This window comes from Acidovorax facilis, from assembly GCF_050626955.1.
Classification (GTDB): Bacteria; Pseudomonadota; Gammaproteobacteria; order Burkholderiales; family Burkholderiaceae_C; genus Acidovorax; species Acidovorax facilis.
On the sequence record NZ_CP192460.1, the window covers coordinates 2,101,721 to 2,118,608 of the forward strand.

At 64.8% G+C, this 16,888-nt stretch carries 17 protein-coding genes; 5 read left to right on the forward strand and 12 right to left on the reverse strand.

Translation table 11 applies throughout. The annotated features are described in order from the left end of the window. Positions 1-12 precede the first annotated feature (12 nt). Positions 13-1,566, reverse strand: coding sequence for a Y-family DNA polymerase (locus ACQ4MJ_RS09460; RefSeq protein WP_431152879.1), 1,554 nt, complete (start codon positions 1,564-1,566; stop codon positions 13-15). Further along, complete coding sequence (gene imuA, locus ACQ4MJ_RS09465) at positions 1,529-2,413, reverse strand: translesion DNA synthesis-associated protein ImuA (protein ID WP_431152878.1); 885 nt, start codon at positions 2,411-2,413, stop codon at positions 1,529-1,531. The genes ACQ4MJ_RS09460 and imuA overlap by 38 nt, the downstream gene beginning before the upstream one ends. A gap of 187 nt (positions 2,414-2,600) precedes the next feature. Here imuA and ACQ4MJ_RS09470 point away from each other — a divergent pair, with 187 nt between their 5' ends. Further along, the gene (locus ACQ4MJ_RS09470; protein WP_431152877.1) at positions 2,601-3,206 is read left to right on the forward strand and encodes an IPTL-CTERM sorting domain-containing protein; all 606 of its coding nucleotides are present in this window, start codon (positions 2,601-2,603) and stop codon (positions 3,204-3,206) included. A gap of 9 nt (positions 3,207-3,215) precedes the next feature. Here ACQ4MJ_RS09470 and ACQ4MJ_RS09475 read toward each other — a convergent pair whose 3' ends face one another. Beyond that, positions 3,216-4,526, reverse strand: coding sequence for an HD-GYP domain-containing protein (locus ACQ4MJ_RS09475; RefSeq protein WP_431152876.1), 1,311 nt, complete (start codon positions 4,524-4,526; stop codon positions 3,216-3,218). A gap of 467 nt (positions 4,527-4,993) precedes the next feature. Between ACQ4MJ_RS09475 and ACQ4MJ_RS09480 the strand changes: the two genes are divergently transcribed. Both ACQ4MJ_RS09480 and ACQ4MJ_RS09485 read left to right on the forward strand, forming a co-directional pair. Further along, positions 4,994-5,281, forward strand: coding sequence for a DUF4148 domain-containing protein (locus ACQ4MJ_RS09480; RefSeq protein WP_121419970.1), 288 nt, complete (start codon positions 4,994-4,996; stop codon positions 5,279-5,281). Positions 5,282-5,363: 82 nt separating this feature from the next. After that, positions 5,364-5,657 carry a DUF4148 domain-containing protein gene (locus tag ACQ4MJ_RS09485; protein WP_121419969.1) on the forward strand — a complete coding sequence of 98 codons (294 nt, stop codon included), beginning with the start codon at positions 5,364-5,366 and terminating at the stop codon, positions 5,655-5,657. Positions 5,658-5,776: 119 nt separating this feature from the next. Here the strand turns inward: ACQ4MJ_RS09485 and ACQ4MJ_RS09490 are convergent, their stop codons facing one another. Both ACQ4MJ_RS09490 and ACQ4MJ_RS09495 read right to left on the reverse strand, forming a co-directional pair. Then, positions 5,777-6,418, reverse strand: a complete 642-nt coding sequence (locus ACQ4MJ_RS09490; RefSeq protein ID WP_055402417.1) for a CoA transferase subunit B — start codon at positions 6,416-6,418, stop codon at positions 5,777-5,779. A 64-nt stretch (positions 6,419-6,482) separates the two neighbouring features. After that, positions 6,483-7,190 (reverse strand): CoA transferase subunit A, encoded by a 708-nt coding sequence (locus ACQ4MJ_RS09495; protein ID WP_055402415.1) that lies wholly within the window; start codon positions 7,188-7,190, stop codon positions 6,483-6,485. Positions 7,191-7,279: 89 nt separating this feature from the next. Here ACQ4MJ_RS09495 and ACQ4MJ_RS09500 point away from each other — a divergent pair, with 89 nt between their 5' ends. Continuing rightward, positions 7,280-7,822: a PAS and helix-turn-helix domain-containing protein gene (locus ACQ4MJ_RS09500; RefSeq protein ID WP_055402413.1), complete on the forward strand. Its 543-nt coding sequence runs from the start codon at positions 7,280-7,282 to the stop codon at positions 7,820-7,822. Between the two features lie 3 nt (positions 7,823-7,825). On the opposite strand, the gene ACQ4MJ_RS09505 is transcribed toward ACQ4MJ_RS09500, so the two are convergent. From ACQ4MJ_RS09505 to ACQ4MJ_RS09515, 3 genes are all read right to left on the reverse strand, one after another. After that, complete coding sequence (locus tag ACQ4MJ_RS09505) at positions 7,826-8,215, reverse strand: carboxymuconolactone decarboxylase family protein (protein WP_121422713.1); 390 nt, start codon at positions 8,213-8,215, stop codon at positions 7,826-7,828. A 126-nt stretch (positions 8,216-8,341) separates the two neighbouring features. Further along, complete coding sequence (gene katG / locus ACQ4MJ_RS09510; protein WP_431152874.1) at positions 8,342-10,537, reverse strand: catalase/peroxidase HPI; 2,196 nt, start codon at positions 10,535-10,537, stop codon at positions 8,342-8,344. A gap of 80 nt (positions 10,538-10,617) precedes the next feature. Then, the gene (locus ACQ4MJ_RS09515) at positions 10,618-11,568 is read right to left on the reverse strand and encodes a LysR family transcriptional regulator (protein WP_431152873.1); all 951 of its coding nucleotides are present in this window, start codon (positions 11,566-11,568) and stop codon (positions 10,618-10,620) included. A gap of 139 nt (positions 11,569-11,707) precedes the next feature. On the opposite strand from ACQ4MJ_RS09515, the gene ACQ4MJ_RS09520 reads away from it, so the two are divergent. Continuing rightward, positions 11,708-12,832 (forward strand): NADH:flavin oxidoreductase/NADH oxidase, encoded by a 1,125-nt coding sequence (locus ACQ4MJ_RS09520; protein WP_431152872.1) that lies wholly within the window; start codon positions 11,708-11,710, stop codon positions 12,830-12,832. A gap of 35 nt (positions 12,833-12,867) precedes the next feature. Here the strand turns inward: ACQ4MJ_RS09520 and ACQ4MJ_RS09525 are convergent, their stop codons facing one another. The 4 genes from ACQ4MJ_RS09525 to ACQ4MJ_RS09540 form a co-directional block, all read right to left on the reverse strand. After that, positions 12,868-13,791: an SMP-30/gluconolactonase/LRE family protein gene (locus ACQ4MJ_RS09525; RefSeq protein WP_431152871.1), complete on the reverse strand. Its 924-nt coding sequence runs from the start codon at positions 13,789-13,791 to the stop codon at positions 12,868-12,870. A gap of 17 nt (positions 13,792-13,808) precedes the next feature. Then, positions 13,809-14,711 carry an amidohydrolase family protein gene (locus tag ACQ4MJ_RS09530; RefSeq protein WP_431152870.1) on the reverse strand — a complete coding sequence of 301 codons (903 nt, stop codon included), beginning with the start codon at positions 14,709-14,711 and terminating at the stop codon, positions 13,809-13,811. 3 nt (positions 14,712-14,714) lie between these two features. Then, the gene (locus tag ACQ4MJ_RS09535) at positions 14,715-15,671 is read right to left on the reverse strand and encodes a tripartite tricarboxylate transporter substrate binding protein (protein ID WP_121419964.1); all 957 of its coding nucleotides are present in this window, start codon (positions 15,669-15,671) and stop codon (positions 14,715-14,717) included. A 187-nt stretch (positions 15,672-15,858) separates the two neighbouring features. Continuing rightward, entirely contained in the window at positions 15,859-16,857 is a 999-nt protein-coding gene (locus ACQ4MJ_RS09540; protein ID WP_431152869.1) for a Bug family tripartite tricarboxylate transporter substrate binding protein, read from the reverse strand. Positions 16,858-16,888: the final 31 nt, after the last annotated feature.

Consider the following 16,888-nt stretch of genomic DNA (forward strand, 5'->3'; position numbering starts at 1 on the left):
CCTCCGCAGACATCACCCAAACACCCCATGCAGGAACCAGCGATGGGGCCGCACGGCGACAGGGGGACCATCCGACACGGACGGCACCGGCGCCAGCCGCTCGCGAAACACCCACACCAGCCCCGCCACATCGTTGTGCGCCACAAAGTAGTCGCGCAAGGCCAGGGCACCTTCACCGGGGGCCGGGCCTGCGCCCTCCCCGGCCGCAGACCACCAGCCCGCTTCAAAGCGGTGGGGCCCGGCCAGCAGTCGCAGCAGGCCGTGGTGGCAGGGGCGGTTGCCCTGCACCGCCAGCCGCCGGGGCGGGTTCAGCAGCCAGGTGGGCAGCAGCAGGGCATCGGGGGCTGCATCCAGCGCCGTCTTGGCAACACTGACGGAGGCATTCCGGGCTGCAGCGTGCTTTGCGGCCGCCGCCGTCACGCGCAGCACCTCGGCCGCCGAGCGCCACTGCTGCATGCATTCGGGGCGGTGGTCGGCCTGCAGCACCGGGGCCTGCACATGGTCTTCTCCCAGCCGGGCTGACAGGCGCTCCAGCAACTGGTGCAAAGCCTCGCCCTGGGCGCCAGCAGGGTCGGCGCCGCCCAGATGGTCGGGCGGCAGCAGGCTCGCACTGCGGTGTGGCAGCGGGGCCGCCTCCAGCAAACGCAGCGTGATCTGATTGACCGGCGCGGCCAGCGAGGTGCGCGCCAGATTTTCAGACAACAGGCGCCGCAGATGCCCCATGTCCTGCGTGGCCTGCGCCGTGCGCACCTGCAGCGCCTGCGTGGGGGCGATGACCACACCATCGATGCGCCGCAGGTCATGGCGCCAGGCCAGTTCCAGGCCCAGCACGCCCTGCTGCCGCGCTTGCAGCCAGCCTTGCAAGGCCGTGAGGCAGCGGCTGGCGCTCCAGAGCAGCGCATCGGCCGACTCTGCCAGCGCAGGCAACTCGCCCGTCAGCACAAACTGCTCGGGCAGCTCCAGCCAGGCGTGGGCCTCGGGGGCATCCCCCAGGGCCTGGTCCAGCACCCGCAGCACCGCCGCACCAAAACGCCGCGACACCCCGGCGCGGGGCAGCGCCCGCAGTGCTCCCCAGGTGCGACAGCCCATGCGCTCCAGGCTGGCCACATGCGGGCGCAAGGCTGTGAGTGTGTGCAGAGGCAGGCTCAGCGGGCCCTGTGCAGGGAGAGCCTGCCCCGCCAACGCCACACGCAGCCGGGCCTGCGCCACCAGGGCGGTGGGGCCACTGCCCCAGATCACGGGTGCGCCCGTCGGCTGTGCGCCCGCCGCCGTCCCTTCCCCTGCAGGCCCACACTCGCCAGCGACCTGGGCAGCGGGGGGGGCGGAGCCCCTGGCAGATGCCCCGGCCCAGGCCCAGGCCTGCAGCACCTGGGCCAGCAGCACTTCGCGCCCGCCCCACAGCCGCTCGGTGGTGGACACCTCCAGCAGCACGGCCTCTGCATCCACCAGTGCCACACGCGGGGTAAAACGCAGGGCCCACCAGCCTGCCGCAGCGGTGTGCACAACCCCTGCAGGCGGTGCGGATGCCTCATCGCACCAGGGCAATGGCAGCGCGATCCAGTGCATGCGCCCTCCCCTCTGGCCCCGCCCCCAACGGCACCAGCAGCTCCAATGAAGGGCGCATGGGCAACGCCCCCGATGCCTTGGCTGCCGCAGCAAGGCGACCTGCCACCAAGGTGCTACCAGCATCCACCTGCGCTGCACGCCGACGCCCGGCCTGGGCCGCCAGCACCTGGGCCAGCCGGGGATGACAGCCCGGCAGATCCAGCCCTTGCGCCAGGGGCGGCCCCCGGCGCTTGAGAATGTGCACCTGCATCCCGGGGACTGTGCATACACCTCCCGGCATGGCCATCCCCTGCACCTGTAGCCGCAGCAAGGCTGGTGAGGCCTGCGCCGCAGCACTGGCCGGGCGAAACACCCATAGCAGTTGACGTTGCTGCGCTGCTGCCAGTTGCAGCCTGCGCAGGGCTGCGGGCTGCACCTGCGGCAGCCAGGCCATCACGGCCAGAACCTCCCGGCAACGCAACGCCTGCTCTGCCGCCCAGAGCGCAGCGGCGGCATCGGCCCGCACCACACACAGCCGCTCGGCTGACAAGCCCTGGGCCTGCAGCGCCGGTCCAAAAGGCTCGCAAGGCGGCGCTACCACCACCACCGCCCCCGAGCGCGGGGCAGTGGCCTGTACCAGGGCAGGCAGCACCAGCTGCCATTCGTGCAGGCCCGCCAGGGGCTGCAGCACCTCGCTCAACGCCCCCACCGGCCAGCCCCCACCGGGCAACTGCGCATCCAGAGGACCATAACCGGTGGACTGCACCTGCAACTGGCCCGCACCCAATGCGTCCGCATGCCAGACACCGGGCACGGTCAATGGCAGATCGGACGCGACAACCCCCAGGGAGTGGCGTAGCGCAGGCATGGCGAAGACGAGAAGAACAATATGAATACTGTAAATATAACCAGTATTTCGAGCACCGGGGCAACTGGCGGAGAAGACTTTGGGGTGAGGGGCTTTTGGAGGCAACGCGTCACAGGCCCTATAAAACTGGGCCAACGCACACCACGCTCCCTACAATGGGCAGGACAAAAAAGAGAGGGTCCGTTGAATGAAAACAATCCAATCGGCAGCAGTCGCCCTGTTGCTGCTCCTGTCCGGCAACACGTTCGCTGCCTATACGCTCTACTTTTTTGAAAGCGGTGGCAATGTGGTCGCCAGTGGCAGTGGCAGCATGAATCTGGGGGCCCTCTCGCCTGCGGGCAGCGGGCCTCTGTCCCCCGGGGTCATTGCTTCGGCTGGGTTGGTCTTCACCGGTACGGCTGGCACCGTGGACGCCTACCTGGGGATATCCGGCCCACCAGCGTTCGGAGGCGGAGGCCCTGTCGGGGCGAATGCAGGATCTGGCGACATGGTGGGCCTGGACAGCACAATGCCCGGTTTCGTCTTCGCCCCGGCAGGTTACGTCTCGGGCTCTGCGCTCACGTCCTCGGCCACCTGGACTGCGACCTCGCTGGCCAGCCTGGGACTCACACCGGGCACCTATCTCTGGACCTGGGGCACGGGCCCGACAGCGGATTCATTCACGGTCCACATCGGCATCGCGCCGCCAGCATCCATTCCGACGCTGTCTGAATGGGGGCTGCTGGTCCTCGCGGTGCTCATGGCTGGCTGGGCGATGCGCCATCGGTTCTGGCTGCGAAGCCGGGTGGGCTGACCACCCTTTTCAAAGCTTCCGCACTGCCCAATCACACCAATCCGCCACCGCTGCATCTGCAGGGGTGGCGCGGTCTGCCAGCTGCGGCCAGCGGCGATAGCTGGCATTCACAATACTTTGCAGCTGCCACAGCGCCTCGCGCCCCACCAGCGCCACTTCAGCCATCCCAATGGCATCGCCCTGCAACTGGGTCATGAGTTCACCCTGCTGCCGAGGGTGTGAACCGGCCTCCAGCAAGGCTTTTTGCAAAGCCAGCAGCCGCGCATCGAGGAACACAAAGGCGCTTCCCGGCAGTGCCTTGACACTGGCTTCGGGAGGCAGTGCGGTCTTGAGCTGATCCCAGCATTCAAAAGCTTCGGCCAGCAGATCGATCTGGCGCGAGGCATCGTTGCCCAGCGGCATGAGGGCAGATTCCCGGGCGACTTCTTCCTGCAGCAGGGGCAGGATGTGTGCCACCAGGGCCGATGGAAATTTGCGATGGTTCAGCCGCAGCACCAGCGACAGGCGCTGCGCGGGCATGTCGTCGTATTTTTCATAGAACGCCGCCACCACCTCGGCCAGCAACAGGATGCGGCCCAGGACAGAGATGTCTGCACCGGCCAGGCCACGCGGGTAGCCGCTGCCATCCATGCGCTCGTGGTGTTCCAGCACCGCCACATCCACAGCCCGGGGATAGACCTGGGTATCGCGGATCATGAGCATGGCGGTGATGGGGTGCGCCACCAGATGCTTGCGCTGAACACCAACGACCTTGTGGTCGGGATCGTCCCAGGCCGGATCCATGTGCAGCACCCCCAGATCGTGCAGCAAGGCTGCTGCCGCAAGATTGGCGCAGTCGCGCTCAGCAAGACCGCTTTTGATGCCCAGGAACACGGCCACCGTCATCATCTGCAGGCTGTGTTGAAACAGCCCGGGCCGCTGATCGCGCATCACGGTGAGCTTGCAGGCCATGGATGGAGGCAAGGGCAGCGAGCGCAGTGGCGCCAGCAGCCGGGCAGCCGAGCCGAGGGCTTCTGCCAGCAGGTTGGGCAGCACCTCCTGTTCGCTCATGGCCTGCCCCGCCGCGAGCAAAGCGGGTACGTCCACGGGATTCTCGATGGACAGATGGCGGTCAATGGGCTCGCGCAGCTTGTGCTGCACCAGGCGGTCATACAGGCGGCTGTCGATGCGCGCGCCTTTTTCGACCAGCTTGATACCTTTGTCGGTGTAAATGGCTGCGTCAGCAACCACCGTGCGCCGGTCAGCCATGTCGGTCAACGCGCGCAAGTAGTGGGGGCTGTCCGAAGTGTCGATGCCCGCAGGCGCAAGGGTGTCCGTCATGCAGATAACAAAAGCTTATTCGGGACTATAGAGTGTTCTCCCCGGGGGGCATCCACGAAAAATACCCGGGCCACACACAGTCTTGAGCCAGATCAAGTCCCAGTCGCCGCCCCCCGTGTTTCACAAGGCCGGGAGACTTCCCTGCACGCCATTCACCACCCGATTAAGCCCGTCCTGCAGCCATGGATCACCATTCCAGATAAACGCTTCATTCATTGCATGCAAAAGCGGTTCAAGCCTTCTTTTCAGGCCAAAAATTTGGGTAAACCCTGAAATTCTCTGGCGGCATTGTTTCCAATACTGGAACAGTTAGTTTGCGACTCGGTGGTTTTTCTTTGGACTTCACCCGCGTACAGTTCAACCCATCGATGAGACGAACCCGCAAGGCGACTCACCGAACCCGGTTCAGGAATGGTTTTTTGACCCGGCTTTTTTGAGACGCTTTTTAACTTCCAAGGATTTTCATCATGAACAACACCGCCCGCTTCCTCTCCATCGCTGCCGTTGCCGCTTTCGCCTCTTTTGGCGCACAGGCTGACGAAGCCGATGCTTCGCAATTCGCTACCAAATTTGAAACCAACCGCACCCGCGCTGAAGTGCAGGCAGAAGCCGCCAGCGTTGCCCAGACCCGCTCCATCGAGCCGGCAGGCTCGCGTGTGTTGACCTACACGTCCACGGCTGACCGCGCTGCCGTGCGTGCCCAGGCTGCCGAAGCCCTGCGCGCTGGCCAGATCCCTTCGGGTGAGCGTGGTTGATTCTTGTTGAATCCACGGTTCACACGTTTTCGTATTGCCAAGTACCTCGTCCCTATTTTTTGAATTTCACTGGAGTTTCACCATGAACAAGTCTGTCCGTTTCCTCTCTATCGCCGCTGTTGCCGCTTTCACTGCTTTCGGCGCCCACGCTGACGAAGCCGATGGTTCGCAATTTGCCCTGAAGTTCGACACGAACCGCACCCGTGCCGAAGTGGCCGCTGAAGCCGCCACCGTGGCCCAGACCCGCAGCATCGAGCCCGCTGGTTCGCGTGTGGTGACCTACACGTCCACGGCTGACCGCGCTGCTGTGCGCGCCCAGGCTGCTGAAGCCCTGCGCACTGGCAAGATCCCTTCGGGCGAATTCAGCGCCATGTAATTCGCGCGGGAGGTACTGCGGTCGTTGTCACGGCTGCAGCCCGATGCTGAAAGCAAAAGGCCGAGGCCCCTCACGGGGCCTCGGCCTTTTTTGCGTTTGAGGAACGCCCCCAACAACGGTCAAGGAATCAGCGTCACGCCCGTTTTGGCTTGCAGGGCATCAAACGTCACGCCCGGAGCCAGTTCCACCACCTTCAGGCCTTGGGGGGTGACGTCCATCACCGCCAGGTCGGTGATGATGCGGTCCACTACGCCCACGCCCGTCAGCGGCAGCGTGCACTGGGGCAGGATCTTCAGGTCTTCGGTGCCGTCCTTCTTCTTGGCAACGTGTTCCATGAGCACGATCACGCGCTTGACACCCGCCACCAGGTCCATCGCGCCGCCCATGCCCTTGACCATCTTGCCGGGGATCATCCAGTTGGCCAGATCGCCCTTTTCGCTGACCTGCATGGCGCCCAGGATGGACAGGTTGATCTTGCCGCCACGGATCATGGCAAAGCTGTCATGGCTGCCAAAGATGGACGAGCCCTTGATGGTGGTCACGGTCTGCTTGCCAGCGTTGATCAGGTCCGCATCCACCTCATCTTCGTTGGGGAACGGGCCGATGCCGAGCATGCCGTTTTCGGACTGCAGCCACACTTCCTTGTCGGCGGGCACGAAATTGGCCACCAGCGTAGGGATGCCAATACCCAGATTCACGTAAAAGCCGTCTTCGAGCTCATGGGCGGCACGCGCCGCCATTTGGTCTTGACTCCACGACATATGTATTTCTCCAGCTTGTTCGGTGACGGCAGGCTTGCACGCCTGCTTTTCGATAAACGCAGGCTTAAACGCCCGCCTTCTCAGTGATGGTGCGCTTTTCGATGCGCTTTTCCGGGTTCGGGTTGTGCACGATGCGGTGCACATAGATGCCGGGCAGATGGATCTGGTCCGGCACCATGGCACCGGTTTCCACCACCTCTTCCACTTCAACGATGCAGACCTTGCCGGCCATGGCAGCGGCAGGATTGAAGTTACGGGCCGTCAGACGGAACTGCAGGTTGCCCGACTTGTCGGCGCGGTGCGCCTTGACCAGCGCCACCTCAGGCACGAGCGAGCGTTCCATCACATAGGTTTCACCGTCGAACTCGCGCAGTTCCTTGCCCTCGGCCACGATGGTGCCCACACCGGTCTTGGTAAAGAAAGCAGGAATGCCCGCGCCGCCTGCACGCAGCTTCTCGGCCAGCGTGCCCTGGGGCGTGAACTCCAGCTCCAGCTCGCCGGCAAGGTATTGGCGCTCGAACTCCTTGTTTTCGCCCACGTAGGACGAAATCATCTTCTTGATCTGGCGGGTTTCCAGCAGTTTGCCCAGGCCAAAGCCATCGACACCTGCGTTGTTGGAAATCACGGTGAGGTTCTTGACGCCGGAATCGCGCAAGGCGTCGATCAGCGCTTCAGGAATGCCACACAAACCGAAACCACCCACAGCCATGAGCTGGCCGTCTGCAACCACGCCCTTGAGGGCCTCAGCTGCGGAGGGGAATAACTTGTTCACCACGATCTCCTTGTGAATTTGGATGCGCTACGATACTACGTACCCGATTAAGTAGTATCCCGTAAAGACTTGCACTATGGACGTTGCCAATGGACGTTGATTACCGACTCGCTTTTGACATGGCCCCCGTGGGCCTGGTGCTGTCGCGCAACCGCACCATGGTCGATTGCAACCGGCATGTGTGCGAGATGTTCGGCGCCTCGCGCGAGGTGCTCATCGGTCAGTCGTTCCAGATACTTTATCCAAGCGCCGACGAATACGAGCGCCTTGGGGCGCACATGGAACCTATTCTGAACGCCAAGGGCCACTACGCCGACAACCGCATCATGAAGCGTGCCAACGGTGAGGTCTTCTGGTGCCATGTGTCAGGCCGTGCACTCAACCGAGATGCCCCGCATGAATCAGGCATCTGGAGCTTTGAAGACCTGAGTTCGCAACGCCCCGTGAAGGCCGAGTTGACAGGCCGCGAGCGCGAGGTGGCCGCGCGCCTGTTGGAGGGACTGACTTCCAAGGAGATCGGCCGGGCCCTGGAGATCAGCCACCGCACGGTGGAGATTTACCGGGCACGCCTCATGCGCAAGTACAACGCATCCACCGCTGCCGACCTAGTACACAAATTGCTCGCTGGTTGAGCCCTACTTCGGGCCGTCGATCACGTCAGCAGCTGTGCGAAAAGCCTCGACTGCCGTCGGCAGGCCGCAGTAGATGCTGGCGTGCAGCAACACTTCCTGGATCTCTGCCGCTGTAGCGCCGTTGTTGAGCGCGCCGCGCACGTGGCCCTTAAGCTCATGCTGCTTACCCAGCGCGGTAAGAAACGCCACCGTGATCAAGCTGCGCGTCTTCATGTCCAGCCCCGGCCGCTGCCATACATCGCCCCAGGCATTGCGGGTGATGAACTCCTGGATCGGCTGGGTGAACGCCGTGGCATTGCCAAAGGCATTGGCGACAAAGTCCTCGCCCATGACCTGCTTGCGTGTGGCCAGACCTTTTTCGAAGTCCTTGGTGGATGGGAGTTGTTGTGTCATGCGGGCTCTCCGGTTCAGTTGGGGCCGCCATCGTAGCCGCAGCGCCTGCACGAAAAACACAAAGCCACCTGCCATACCCCGTGAAGGGCCAGGCAGGTGGCTTTGTCAAAGTGCTGAGCCCCAGGTTTACGCTGCCGCGAGATCAAAGCGATCCAGGTTCATCACCTTGGTCCAGGCGCGGGCGAAGTCCTGCACAAACACGGCCTGGGCATCGCTGCTGGCATAGACCTCGGCCAGCGCACGGAGAACGGAATTCGAGCCAAACACGAGGTCGACCACGGTGCCGGTCCATTTCTTGGCGCCTGTGCTGCGGTCCACCCCTTCCAGCACACCGGTTGCGCTCGCTGACTTCTGCCATTGGGTGCGCATGTCGAGCAGGTTCACAAAGAAGTCATTGCTCAACGTTTCCGGGCGCTGCGTGAAAGCTCCGTGAGGCGCCTGGCCCATGTTGGCACCCAGTACCCGCAAACCGCCGACCAGCACCGTCATCTCTGGCGCAGTCAAGGTCAGCTGGTTCGCGCGGTCGATCAGCAGTTCGGCCACAGCACCCTCCAGCCCGGGGCGCACGTAGTTGCGAAAGCCATCGGCCACGGGCTCCATCACTTCGAACGATGGCACATCGGTTTGCTCCTGCGAGGCGTCGGTGCGGCCGGGGGTGAAAGGCACGGTCACGTCCTGCCCGCCTCGCTTCGCGGCAGCCTCCACAGCGGCGCCACCGGCCAGCACGATGAGGTCGGCCAGCGAGATTTTCTTGCCGCCCGTCTGCTCGGCGTTGAACGCGCGCTGGATGGCTTCGAGCTGGCCCAGCACCTTGGCCAGTTGTGCAGGCTGGTTTACGTCCCAGTCCTTCTGCGGAGCCAGACGAATGCGCGCCCCATTGGCTCCGCCGCGCTTGTCGCCACCTCGGAAAGTTGAGGCAGAAGCCCAGGCCGTCGATACCAGCTCAGAGATCGAGAGGCCCGACGCCAACACCTTGGACTTGAGTGCCGTGATGTCTTGTTCGTTGACCAGAGCATGATCCACTGCAGGAACAGGGTCTTGCCAGACCAGCACTTCGGCGGGCACTTCAGGGCCCAGGTAGCGTGCACGCGGCCCCATGTCGCGGTGTGTGAGCTTGAACCAGGCGCGCGCAAATGCGTCGGCAAACTGCTCAGGGTGCTCCAGGAAGCGGCGCGAGATCTTCTCGTAAGCCGGATCAAACCGCAGCGACAGGTCGGTGGTGAGCATCGTGGGTACCAGCTTCTTCGACGGATCGTGTGCGTGTGGAATCGTGGCCTCGGCACCTTTGGCCGTCCACTGGTGGGCACCGGCCGGGCTCTTGGTCAGCTCCCACTCAAAGCCGAACAGGTTTTCGAAGAAGTTGTTGCTCCACTTCGTGGGCGTGGTGGTCCAGGTGACTTCCAGGCCGCTGGTGATGGTGTCGCCGCCCTTGCCAGAACCATGGCTGCTCTTCCAGCCCAGGCCCTGCTCCTCGATGCCTGCGCCTTCGGGCTCCTTGCCCACCAGCGCGGCATCGCCCGCGCCGTGGGTCTTGCCAAAGGTGTGGCCACCAGCAATCAATGCCACTGTCTCTTCATCGTCCATCGCCATGCGGGCAAAGGTGTCGCGGATGTCGCGCGCTGCGGCCAGGGGGTCAGGGTTGCCGTTCGGGCCTTCGGGGTTCACGTAGATCAGGCCCATCTGCACTGCGGCCAGGGGCTTGGCCAGGTCGCGCTCGCCGCTGTAGCGCTTATCGCCGCCGAGCCATGTGGTCTCGGCGCCCCAGTACACGTTTTCATCGGGTTCCCACACGTCGGGGCGGCCACCGGCAAAGCCGAAGGTCTTGAAGCCCATGGACTCCAGTGCCACGTTGCCGGTCAAGATCATCAGGTCGGCCCACGAGATCTTGCGGCCGTACTTCTGCTTGATGGGCCAGAGCAGGCGGCGGGCCTTGTCCAGGTTGGCGTTGTCGGGCCAGCTATTGAGCGGCGCAAACCGCTGCTGCCCTGCCCCTGCGCCGCCACGTCCGTCCGCCAGGCGGTAGGTTCCGGCGCTGTGCCAGGCCATGCGCACAAACAATGGCCCGTAGTGGCCAAAGTCTGCGGGCCACCAGTCCTGCGAGTCGGTCATCAGCGCATGCAGATCGGCCTTTACGGCAGCAAGGTCCAGGCTCTTGAATTCTTTTGCGTAATCGAAGCCGTCGCCCATGGGATCGGTGAACGGGGAGTTCTGGTTCAGGGGACGGATATTGAGCTGGTCTGGCCACCAGTCGGCATTGCCACGGCCCTTGGGCGCGGCAGCCTTGGTGTGGTCAAACGGGCACTTGTTGGTCTCTTGTGTCATGAGGCACTCCTGTTGGCGTTGGTGAGCAGCCGATGTTATGGAGTGCATATCCTTATGAAAAGGCAATAGTTTTGATTAATTCAATAGTTTTTCTCTAATTTCGGCAAATGCAGCGGACTACCGGCCTCCTTGCACCCACACGTATCGAACAGCACCGAGCGGACCCAGCGGTGCCCCGGGGAGCGGTGGGTGCGTTCATGCCAGGCAGCAGTTTTAACGAAGCCAGGTATGGCCACTGGTGGCTCCAGCACAACCAGCCCGCGTGCATCAGCTACCACCCGCTGGGGCACCACCGCGATCAGGTCGCTATTGCGCAGGATCTCCGGCAGCACCAGAAAGCTGGTGATCGACAGCACCACCCGCCGTGATCGGCCCAAGCGTGCCAACACCTCATCCGTCACGCCGCAGAAACCGCCACCCGTGTATGAGATGAGCGCATGGTCCAGCGCGCAGAAGCGGTCCAGCGACAGCGCGCCGCCCTTCGCATCCGGGTGCCCGGCGCGCATCACGCACACGTAGCGCTCGTCAAACAGGTGCCGGGCATACAGGTCGGGCGCCGTGTTCTCGGGGCTGATCAGGGCGAGATCGATATCGCCCCGCTCCAGCCGCTCGTACACCGGCAGATGCTGGGCCGGCACCACGGCCACGCGAACGCCGGGCGCGTGGCGACGCAGCATGGCCAGGAATGGCACCACCACCGCCTGCAGCGCATAGTCGGTGGATGCGAGCTGCACCGTCATCTGCGCCGTGGCAGGGTCAAAGACCTGAGGTTGCAGCAGCGACTCGATCCCACCCAGCAGTTCCTTGACCGGCGCGGCCAGCTCCTGTGCGCGCAGCGTGGGCGTAATGCCACGCTGTGTCCGCACGAAAAGCGGGTCATCAAAGCTCTCGCGCAGCCGGGTCAGCATGCCGCTCACCGCAGGCTGGGTGAGCGACAGGCGCTGGGCGGCGCGGGTTACGCTGCGTTCGTCGAGCAAGGCATCCAGTGCCTTGAGCAGGTTCAGGTCCATGGCCCTGATATCAATTGCCATGATTTCAGAAATAAGAACTATCGATTTGGTTTATGGCTGCATCGTACCCACCATCTTCACGGTGCGTGGCCGTGGTGTCTTTGCCCCCGCTCCCAGCCCGAAATTCCTTTTCTACTTAACCGACAAGAAAGCAAGCTGCATGTCTGCCCTGTTCACACCGTTCCAGCTCAAAAGCGTCACCCTGCGCAACCGTATCGCGATCCCGCCGATGTGCCAGTACAGCGCGGTGGACGGCTTCACCAATGAATGGCACCAGGCGCATTACGCCGGTCTCGCTCGCGGCGGCGCAGGCCTGGTGATCGTCGAGGCCACGGGCGTATCGCCCGAAGGCCGAATCACCCCGGCCTGCACAGGCCTTTGGAACGACCAGCAGATCGAAGGCATGGGCCGCATCGCCACCAGCATCAAGGCCGCCGGCGCCGTGCCCGGCATCCAGATCGCCCACGCAGGCCGCAAGGCCAGCGCCCAACGCCCCTGGGAAGGCGATGACCACATTCCCGAGAACGACGCGCGTGCCTGGCAGCCGATAGCACCGTCCGCCATTGCTTACGGCGGCGGTCTGCCCCGGGTACCCCAGGCCATGACACTGCAAGACATTGCCCGCGTGCAGGCCGACTTTGTGGCCGCCGCACGTCGCGCACTGGCCGCAGGGTTTGAGTGGCTGGAACTGCACTTTGCCCACGGCTACCTGGCGCAGAGCTTCTTCTCGCCCCACAGCAACCAGCGCACCGACCAGTACGGCGGCAGCTTTGACAACCGCGCGCGCTTTCTGCTGGAAACCGTGGAGGCCGTGCGCAAGGTGTGGCCCGCGCACCTGCCACTCACGGCACGCTTCGGAGTCATCGAATACGACGGACGCGACGAGGAAACCGTGGCCGAGTCCATTGAGCTGGTGCGCAAGATGCGCGAACGTGGCCTGGATATGGTCAACGTCAGCGCGAACTTCGTGATTGCCGAGACGCAGATTCCCTGGGCAACCCCCGCCTTCCTGGCCCCGGTCGCACAGCGCGTGCGCAGCGAAGCCGACCTGCCCGTGGCCTCGTCGTGGGGCATCGATGACCCGAAAATCGCTGAACGTGCAGTGGCCGACGGCCAGATGGATTTGGTGATGATCGGCCGCGCCCACCTGTCCAATCCGCACTACACCTACCACCTGGCGCAGGTGCTGGGCGTGCAAAAGCCTGAATGGAACACGCTGCCCGTGCCCTACGCGCACTGGCTGTCACGCTATCGCGGCGCCGCAAAGGTCGCCGCAGCCCAGTAAAGCTCTGAAAACGCCCTTGCCCTTTGGCCCGACATTCAGTCCGGGGTCGAGCGGTGCAGGGGTAGCCCCGGCGCATCCAGCCGTGCGTGCAGGATGTGGCCGTGGGTCGAATCGGTCACGAACACCGTTTGTCCGCCCTGCCCGCCATAAGCCAGATTGGTGGTGGAGGCTCCGGCCGGCCCCCGCAGCACCAGCACGGGCTCGGCCCGGTGGTTGAGCACCCACACATAACCCAGGCCCGGGTTGGCCACCAACAGGCGCCCCGCCCCATCCACCGCAAGCCCATCGGGGCCGCTCGGGCCATAGGACGTGAAGAACTGCCCCACCTTGGCCACGCTGCCATCGGGCAGCAGCGGCACGCGCCACACACAATTGCCACGTGTGGCGGCCAGGTACAGCACGCGGCCGTCGGGCGACAGGGCCACGCCGTTGGGGCTGGGCACGTTGGCCAGCAACAGGTCGAGCTGGCCATTGGGGCGCAGCCGGTACAGGCGCCCGCTCGGGTCGTGCAGGCCGCTCTGGCCCTGGTCGGTGAAGTACAGGTTGCCGTCGGCGTCGAAGATCAAATCGTTCACGCCCTTGAAGCGTTCGCTGTTGCGGCGCTCCAGGTACGGCGTGACCCTGCCGGTCGCGATATCGAGCCGCATCAACCCGTTCTTGTAGTCGGTGATGAGCAGCGTGCCAGCATCCATGAACTTCATGCCATTGGGCTCGCCGTCGTACTCGGCCACCAGCGTCCACGCGCCCTGCGGGTCGATGCGGAAGATGCGGCCCCAGGGGATGTCGGTCACGTACAGGTTGCCCACGCCGTCGAACACCGGGCCTTCGAGGAACGAATCGGTGACGGTGCCGCCCCGGTTGGCATCGGCCCAGACGCTGCGCTCGGGGCGGCGGAAGGTGTCGGGCATGGAGCTGAAAAACGCCAGCTCGCGGACCTCGGGGGATTGCAGCAGAAACATGGAAGAGGCTTTCTTTGTCAGGAGGTGGCGCCGAAACCATAAAGCCGCGCCGGGTTGTCCACCAGGATACGGTCCATCGCCGCATCCGAGCCCGCCCAAGCGCGCAGCAGGTCCACCAGGTCGGCATCGTTCACGGTGCCCGGCGCCTCGGTGGTGTGGGGCCAGTCGCTGCCCCACACCAGGTGATTGGGGGCTACCCGCACCAGGGCTTGCCCCAGCGGCAGGGTGTCGGCGTAGCTGGGGCCCTGCACGGCAGAGCGCATGTAGGCACCCGAGAGCTTGACCCAGGTGTTGCCCCCGTCCAGCAAGCGGCGCAGCACGCCAAAGGCTTGGGCCGATGGACCTTCGGCCGGATCGATGCGCCCCAGGTGGTCGATGACCAGCGGCACCGGCAGCGCCTGCAGCACAGGCGCCAGCGCCACGATCTGCTCCGGGTGTGCGAACACCTGGATGTGCCAGCCAGCGCAGTCCGCATGCCGTGCCACCTTGCCCGCCAGTGTGGTCAGCATCTGCGCCGTGGTGGTGCCCCACGATTGGGGTGAGACAAAGTTGACCCGCAGCCCGCACACGCGGCGCGCGGCCAGCCGGGCCAGCTCTGCATCGCTCACGCGGGGGTCCACCACAGCCACGCCACGTGCGTCGTCACCCAACTGGTCCAGCGCATCCAGCGTGCAGGCGTTGTCGGTGCCGTAGGTGGATGGCGTCACCACCACCGTGCGTGTGCTGCCCAGGCGCTGCTGCAGCTGCCGATAGGCGGCCACGGGCGCATCGGGCGGCGTGCGCGGCCAGTGGGCAGACGGTGCAAAACGTGCATCGAAGGTGTGCATGTGGCTGTCGCACGCGCCGGGCGGCAGCAGGCGCTGCGGGCGGTTCAGGCCCACCGAGTGCGGCACGGGCGTGGTCAGCGCGGGCAAAGACATGGCTCAGTCGAGTTTGATGTTGCCCTTCTTCACCACCTCGCCCCACTTGCTGTCTTCCTTCTTGAGGAAGGCGGCAAACTCCGCAGGCGTGGAGCCGATGGGCTGGGCGCCCAGGTCGGCCAGGCGCTGCTTCACTTCGTCTTCCTTCAGCACCTCTTGCAGGGCCTGCTGCAGTTTGGTGGCCACGTCGGCAGGTACGCCCGCAGGCAGGAACACGCCGTTCCACTCATAGGCCTCATAACCGGGGATGGCCGCCTCGGCCACGGTGGGCACATCGGGCAGGCGCTTGGAACGCTCAGGCGCCGACACGGCCAGCGCGCGCAGCTTGCCGCCCGCCACATGCGGGTAGGTGGCGGCCACGGTGCCGAACATGAAGTCCACCTGGCCCGCAATCACGTCGGTGATGGCGGGGCCACCGCTCTTGTAGGGCACGTGCACCATATCGAGGCCCAGCTTCTGGGCCATCAGCTCCGCCGCTAGGCGCTGCACCGTGCCGCTGCCGCCCGAGGCAAAGTTGATCTTGCCGGGCTGCGCCTTGGCCTTGGCAATCAGCTCGCCCACGTTCTTGTAGGGCGCATCGGCCTTCACGATGAGCACATTGGGCGCCAGCAGCACCAGCGACAGTGGCTGCAGCGCGGTGCTGGCATACGGCATCTTGGGGAACAGGTGCGGGTTGATAGAGTGCGGCGTGGCGTCGTACAGCATGGTGTAGCCATCCGCCGGGGCCTTGGCCACAAAACTCGCGCCAATGGTGCCACTGGCGCCCGCCTTGTTGTCCACAATCACGCTGCCGCCCAGCTTGGCGCCCAGGCGGGTGGCCACCACGCGGGCCACCGCATCGGCCGCGCCACCGGGGGCATAGGGCACAACGAGTGTGATGGGCCGCTCGGGGAACGCGGCGTGGGCCAGGCCTGCAGCCAGGGCGCAGGCGGCGATCAAGGGTTTGAGAAAACGCAACATGAAGTCTCCTTATCTATTCAATCCATGAAGAACAAACAGGTATCGCTGGCCCATGGCCTGCGAAACTGGCGCTGACAAAGCGCAGGCAGCCGTGCAAGGGCCGCCCTGCCGCACTGGCTGCGTCCCCCTTCCCGCATCGCGCAGCGAGGCGAGAGAGGGGGGGAAGGCGCAAAGCGCCTCAGGGGGGTCAATCCACTTTCAGATCAAGCTCGCGTGCAATCTGCGTATAGGCGGCCACTTCGCGGCCGACCTGGCTGGCAAACGCAGCGCCGCAGGTGGCATCGGCGTCCAGCCCCAGGCCGCGCAACTTGTCGTTGGCCGCAGGGCTTTGCACAAAGTCCCTGGCCACGCGCTCCAGCTGCTGGGCAATGGCGTCGTCCAGCCCCGCCGGGGCCAGCAGGCCATACCAGGCGTCGGCCGAATACTTGCCGCCACCGGCCTCGGCAAACGTGGCCACATCGGGCAGCAGCGACGACCGCTTGGGCGATGCCACGGCCAGCGCGGTGAGCTTGCCGCTCTTGATCTGCGGCAGCACCGAGCCCAGCGTGGCAAACGAGCTGTCGAGCTGGCCGCCCACCAAGTCCGTGACCACCGGCGCGGCGCCCTTGTAGGGCACATGGTTCAGCTGCAAGCTGTTGGCGCGGGCAAACATCTCGGTGGCAAAGTGGCCTGAGCTCCCCACGCCCGCCGTGCCTGCGGACAGACGCCCCGGCTCCTCGCGCGCACGGGCCATGTACTCAGCCAGCGACTTCACGGGCAGGGCCTGCCCCACCACCAGCACCGTGGGGCTGGTGGCTACGGTGCACAGCGGCTTGAACGACTTCACCGCATCGAACTTCACCCGCCCGGCGTACAGACCCGGGATCATGGTGTGATTGGTGGCGCCAAACAGCAGCGTGTAGCCGTCGGCGGGCGCGCTGGCCACCGCCTGGGCGGCCAGGATGGTGTTGGCGCCGGGCTTGTTGTCCACCACAAAGGGCTGGCCCAGCGCGCGGCTGGCGTGGTCGGCAAACGCACGGGCCACCACATCGGTGGGGCCGCCTGCGGCAAATCCCACCACCAGTTTGACGGGCTTGTGGGGGAACGCAGTTTGCGCCCCTGCTGCACCGGATGCTATACAAACAATAGCTATCAGCGCTTTATGGACGAGCGCAGAGGCCGTTTTTCTTCTCAAAATGTCGTGCATGTCTTTGTCTCCATGGGCCGGGGCGCCCTGC

Excerpts from the sequence above, each read along its gene's own strand:
- imuA (WP_431152878.1), bottom strand. The coding sequence starts at position 2,413 with ATGCCTGCGCTACGCCACTCCCTGGGGGTTGTCGCGTCCGATCTGCCA.
- ACQ4MJ_RS09540 (WP_431152869.1), bottom strand. The coding sequence starts at position 16,857 with ATGCACGACATTTTGAGAAGAAAAACGGCCTCTGCGCTCGTCCATAAA.
- ACQ4MJ_RS09535 (WP_121419964.1), bottom strand. The coding sequence starts at position 15,671 with ATGTTGCGTTTTCTCAAACCCTTGATCGCCGCCTGCGCCCTGGCTGCA.
- ACQ4MJ_RS09505 (WP_121422713.1), bottom strand. The coding sequence starts at position 8,215 with ATGACACAACAACTCCCATCCACCAAGGACTTCGAAAAAGGTCTGGCC.
- ACQ4MJ_RS09490 (WP_055402417.1), bottom strand. The coding sequence starts at position 6,418 with ATGTCGTGGAGTCAAGACCAAATGGCGGCGCGTGCCGCCCATGAGCTC.
- ACQ4MJ_RS09520 (WP_431152872.1), top strand. The coding sequence starts at position 11,708 with ATGTCTGCCCTGTTCACACCGTTCCAGCTCAAAAGCGTCACCCTGCGC.
- ACQ4MJ_RS09480 (WP_121419970.1), top strand. The coding sequence starts at position 4,994 with ATGAACAACACCGCCCGCTTCCTCTCCATCGCTGCCGTTGCCGCTTTC.
- ACQ4MJ_RS09525 (WP_431152871.1), bottom strand. The coding sequence starts at position 13,791 with ATGTTTCTGCTGCAATCCCCCGAGGTCCGCGAGCTGGCGTTTTTCAGC.
- ACQ4MJ_RS09485 (WP_121419969.1), top strand. The coding sequence starts at position 5,364 with ATGAACAAGTCTGTCCGTTTCCTCTCTATCGCCGCTGTTGCCGCTTTC.
- ACQ4MJ_RS09470 (WP_431152877.1), top strand. The coding sequence starts at position 2,601 with ATGAAAACAATCCAATCGGCAGCAGTCGCCCTGTTGCTGCTCCTGTCC.
- ACQ4MJ_RS09500 (WP_055402413.1), top strand. The coding sequence starts at position 7,280 with ATGGACGTTGATTACCGACTCGCTTTTGACATGGCCCCCGTGGGCCTG.
- katG (WP_431152874.1), bottom strand. The coding sequence starts at position 10,537 with ATGACACAAGAGACCAACAAGTGCCCGTTTGACCACACCAAGGCTGCC.
- ACQ4MJ_RS09530 (WP_431152870.1), bottom strand. The coding sequence starts at position 14,711 with ATGTCTTTGCCCGCGCTGACCACGCCCGTGCCGCACTCGGTGGGCCTG.
- ACQ4MJ_RS09460 (WP_431152879.1), bottom strand. The coding sequence starts at position 1,566 with ATGCACTGGATCGCGCTGCCATTGCCCTGGTGCGATGAGGCATCCGCA.
- ACQ4MJ_RS09515 (WP_431152873.1), bottom strand. The coding sequence starts at position 11,568 with ATGGCAATTGATATCAGGGCCATGGACCTGAACCTGCTCAAGGCACTG.
- ACQ4MJ_RS09475 (WP_431152876.1), bottom strand. The coding sequence starts at position 4,526 with ATGACGGACACCCTTGCGCCTGCGGGCATCGACACTTCGGACAGCCCC.